Origin of the sequence: Psychroflexus maritimus, from assembly GCF_011089875.1 — a bacterium.
GTDB lineage: Bacteria > Bacteroidota > Bacteroidia > Flavobacteriales > Flavobacteriaceae > Psychroflexus > Psychroflexus maritimus.
Map to the genome: position 1 here is coordinate 1 of NZ_JAANAS010000078.1, position 509 is coordinate 509.

Consider the following 509-nt stretch of genomic DNA (forward strand, 5'->3'; position numbering starts at 1 on the left):
ATTAAACTTGATTGTCCGTCTTGAGCTACCCAAGGACCGCCATCTACAGAAAACTCAAATTCGCCGTTGCCTTGAATGTTGGTAATTTCTAGGCTGTGACTTCCATCAAAGGCGGCGCTTAATACATTGACGTCAAATTCAACGCCTGAGCTTTCTATGACTTCTGCAAAGGAAGAACGTTCACATTCGGTTTGGGTACTGGTGGAAATATCTACCACAATTACTTCATACAATCCTGGTTCTTCCACGGTTAATGCACTTCCTGTAAAGGCTAATTCATCGCCATCCAAGAACCATTCAAATTCGTAATCGTTGGCATTTAACCCTGTATCTAAGGTTGGTGCAGAAACAATTTCACCAGTTTCTCGGTCAATACAAATCACCGAACCATCCATGTTAGAAATATCAACTAAAGGTAATGGATTCACAGTAATTTCAAAAGTGACTTGCGTTGAGGATGGACATTCATTGTCTGTGTTTACAACCTCGGCGTAAATGGTTTGTGGTGA

Annotated in this window: 1 protein-coding gene; it reads right to left on the reverse strand. The window is 41.3% G+C overall.

The genetic code is table 11. The features are described 5' to 3' along the window. Nucleotides 1-509: hypothetical protein (locus G7034_RS09795; RefSeq protein ID WP_166400786.1), on the reverse strand; the 509-nt coding region annotated here is incomplete at both ends.